The 4011-nt window shown below is 68.6% G+C and carries 1 protein-coding gene and 1 pseudogene; one reads left to right on the forward strand and one right to left on the reverse strand.

Annotation, left to right across the window (positions count from 1 at the left end; translation table 11 throughout):
• Nucleotides 1–3 precede the first annotated feature (3 nt).
• On the forward strand, nt 4–2076 hold the full coding sequence (locus HR086_RS45280; RefSeq protein WP_174468756.1) for a TonB-dependent siderophore receptor: 2073 nt from the start codon (nt 4–6) through the stop codon (nt 2074–2076).
• 232 nt (nt 2077–2308) lie between these two features.
• On the opposite strand, the pseudogene HR086_RS45285 reads toward HR086_RS45280, so the two are convergent.
• Nucleotides 2309–4011 (reverse strand): annotated as a pseudogene (locus HR086_RS45285) (hypothetical protein); the annotation flags it as partial.

Consider the following 4011-nt stretch of genomic DNA (forward strand, 5'->3'; position numbering starts at 1 on the left):
CCCATGCCGTTCCGCCCTCGCTGGCCCCGCCCCGTCCTGCTCTCGCTGCTGCTCTCCGCCACGCCCTCCGCCCTCGCCCAGTGGGAGCCGGAGACCTCCGAGCCCACCACCGAGGCCGAAGTCGCTCCCCCGCCGCCCGCGTCGGGACAAGAGGAGCTGCCGCTCGACGAAGAGTCGGACGTGCACAGCCAGGTGGCCTCGTTCGCGATAACCAAGCTGCGCGACTCGCCCGCCGTGGTGACGTCGATGACGACGGAGGAGATTCGCAACTCGGGCGCGCGCGACTTGATGGACCTGCTGCTCCAGGTGCCGGGCTTCTTCTTCGGCGTGGACGTGCAGGGCGCCGTCGGCCCGGGCTTCCGAGGGCTGTGGGGCTACGAGGGCAAGGTGCTGCTCGTCGTCGATGGCAAGGAGCTCAACGAACAGCTCTACTCGACGATGCAGTTGGGCAACGAACTGCCCATCGAGCTGATTGAGCGCATCGAAGTCGTACGCGGCCCCGGCTCGGTCATCTACGGCGGCAACGCGGAGCTGGCCGTCATCAACGTCATCACCCGGGGCGTGCAGGGCAGCACCGACTTGATGGTGTCCGGCACGTACGGGCAGATGGAGAAGGTCAACGGACGACGGAGCCTGACGCTGTCGGGACGCAAGGTCTTCGAGTCCGCGCCAGGCCTGAGCGTCTTCGCGTCCGCGTCGCTGGGCCAGGGCCAGCGCAGCGATGCCCTGTTCCAGGACTTCTTCGGCAACACGGCGGAGATGGGCGGCAACACCAAGCTCAACCCGACGACGGTGCAGGCGGGCGTGGGCTACCGGGACCTCCAACTGAGCGTGCTGTACCAGCGCTTCGCCACGTCGGCCATCATCGCCTTCGACGAGGTGCTGGACGCCCCCGCGGCCACCGACTTCGAGTCCTTCCACGCGGAGCTGAGCAACCGGTTCCGTCCGAGTGAGCGGGTGGAAATCATCCCCCGCCTCAACCTGACACTCTCCGAGCCGTTCCGCGACGCGGACCAGGCCTCCGAGTTCTATTACGAGAAGCGGGTGATGCGGCTGCGCGGCCGGACGATGGCGCGCTGGGCGGCGCTGGACGTCCTGCAGCTCACCGGCGGCGTGGACGTGGCGTCGGACCAGGGCAAGCTCAGGGGTCCCGCGGACGTGGGGCTCCAGACGGCCTTCGGCGAGGACGGCGCCACCAGCGTCTCGTACCTCAACGTCGCGGGCTTCGTGGAGGCGTTCTCGGAGAACCCCATCGTCACGGTGGTGGCGGGCGCGCGGTATGAGAACCACAGCGACTTCGGCAGCTCGTTCGTCCCCCGGCTGGTGCTCTTGCGCGGCTTCGGTCCGTTCAGCGCCAAGGCGCTCTTCAGCCGCGCGTTCCGCGCGCCGGGCATCGAGAACATCAGCCTGGGCGCGGACGTGAAGCCCGAGCGCACCACGGTGTACGAGTTGGAGGGCACGCTGCGCTTCGGTGACGGCCACGCGCTGAGCGCCAACGCCTTCGACGTGGGCGTGTCGGACCCCATCATCTACTCGTACGACGCGGCGACGAACGAGGAGGCGTACCGCAACCTGGGACGGCTGGGCAGCCGGGGCGTCGAGCTGGACTACCACGTCAAGGGGAGCTGGGGCCGCGTCGCGCTCAACTACTCGTTCTACGCGCCGTCGGGCCGCAACGACGTGGCGGACTACCAGGTGCCCGGGCACTCCAACGCCTTCACCGGCATGCCCACGCACAAGGCCTCGCTGTCGGGCAGTCTCAAGGTGCAGCCATGGCTGTCCGTGAATCCCACGGCGGTGCTCGTGGGCCGGCGCTTCGCGGTGGACGTGCCCGACGACAACGGCGACTCGGCGGTGGAGGAGCTGCCCACGCAGCTCTTGCTCAACCTCTACGTGCGCGCGGAGGACGTGGGCACGAAGGGGCTGGAGATTGGCGCGGGCGTCTACAACCTGCTCGGCACGAACTTCCGCATCGCCCAGCCGTACAATGGCGGCCACGCACCGCTGCCCGTGTTCTCCCGCGAGTTCCTCGTCAAGCTCAGCTACCTGTTCGACCCGGGCCTGAGCGAGCTGTAGTCACGCCCCCGAGCCGGGTCCCACGCGGGCCCGGCCCCCGGACGCCGCCCCGAGCTCGGAAGCAGCCCGCGCGAGGCCGTCAGGCATGTCGCTCCCCAGACTCCGAGCCGCTGGCCCGTTGAACGGTGGGCCTCAGCGTCTCGGGAACTCACGGGAGAACACAGGCATGAACACCTCGCGAGAGGGGCCGGACTCGCGAGGGCGCCCACACCATCGCGACGCCTGTTCATCGTCATTGATCGGGTCTCTTCGGTCCCATTCTCGGGAACTTGTGGGGGCGCCTCGCGACGGGAGCGGACTCCCTCTCCTGCTCGTCTTGACTCGCGTCGTCTTCGACAGGAGCCGCGTCGTCTTCGACAGGAGCCGCGTCGTCTTCGACAGGCGCCGCGTCGTCTTCGACAGGGGCCGTGCCGTCTTCGACAGGGGCTTCGTCGTGGTTCACGTCGCGCCTGCGCTTGGTGCGCGCGCGCCCCCGGGCCACGCCCTCTCCAGCGGTGGTGGAAGAGGACAGGGAATTCGAGGAGCTGGCGACTTGCACCTCCTTGCAGCGCTGGCACAGCCCCTCGAGCCTCCCGCGCAGATAGGCCAACGTCTTCGGCGCGTACACGTCCAGTTGGCCCAGCTCTGTTCCCAGGAGTATCTCGCCGTCGCTGTTCCGCGGGAGCACGAGCCTGCGGAACTGGCGACTCTCCACGCGGTCAATCAGCGCCCGCAGGTCCTCGTCGAGAATCGCCGTGTTCTGCGCATAGGTGGCATCGGACCAGCGCCCCATCGCCGGTGACGTCCCGCCCGAGATGCGCAGCGTCCGCAGGGGGACGACATTGGGAACACCCACGACGCTCGTGCTGGAGTCCTCACGGACGGACGGAGCCCGCTGCATCGCCTCCGAAACCTCCTGCACGTAGAGGTCCTCTTGATTGCGCGTCACCACCGACGGCACGAGCAGGGTCAACCGGGGGACGACCCGCACCTTCCCCAACTGGGCGTTCGCCCAGTCGATGAGCTCCTGGACCTTCTTCTGCAAATGAGCCCACGTCCTGGGCGCGCCCTTCGGCAGGTTGGCGACCCCCGTGCCGATATCCAGCGTGTTGGACGCGAGGTTCCACGGCACGACGAGCGTCGTGTACAGGCCCTGCGTCAGGAGCCGGAGTGCCTCTGCGCAGTCGTCGTCGATGGCCTGCTGGTTCCTGGCGAAGTCCGTGTCGACCATGCCCACGCCGGGCACCCAGCACGTGCGCACCCCGAGCGCGTTCGGGTTCATGCGGATGATGGCCTGCGTACTGCTCTGGAAGTGTTTGTTCTTCTTCGACGCGTCGTTCTCACCGAAGAGAAAGAGCCCCCGTGGATGTCGGGTCGGCGTGTCGTGCTTGAAGTGGTTCGTGTTCGGCCAGAGGCACACGGGACCGGTCATCGCCGGGTCCGTCGAGGAGCCCCCCGCGCTCGAAGCCGTGCTGGACGAAGACGTGGCCGCTGACTGCGCGAGGGCCCTCAGCGCCCCTTCTCCACCTCGGCGGCGCCGCACGGCGAGGGCGGCGTACCGCTCGGGCGACCCCGCCACCGAGGGCCCCAACCCCTCCTCCGGGCATACCGCCTCGTAGTGCGCGTTCCTCAGGTTGGCGAGCCGCAGCAGGGGCGCCGCCTCATGCCCCTCCTCACGGGGCACGAAGTCCACCTCGTCGCTCCAATATGCGCGGGCGCTCGTCCTGGCGAAGGTCTGGAAACGCACGCGGAACAGGTTGGAGACCGCCGCCAGCACCACATGGTCTCCCCACACACCGTCCCGGCTCATCGCCCTCAGGTACTGACTCCAGGCATCCACCCCGTTGACGCGCCGGTACGCCAGCTCGTTCGGCCAGCCCGCCCGATGCCAGTCGAGCAGCAAACCCATGTCCCGCCGGAACGTCTCCACCGACACGGGCCCCACCCGTGCTCCAC

It is taken from the genome of Myxococcus sp. CA039A, assembly GCF_013336645.1.
GTDB classification, from domain to species: Bacteria; Myxococcota; Myxococcia; order Myxococcales; family Myxococcaceae; genus Myxococcus; species Myxococcus llanfairpwllgwyngyllgogerychwyrndrobwllllantysiliogogogochensis.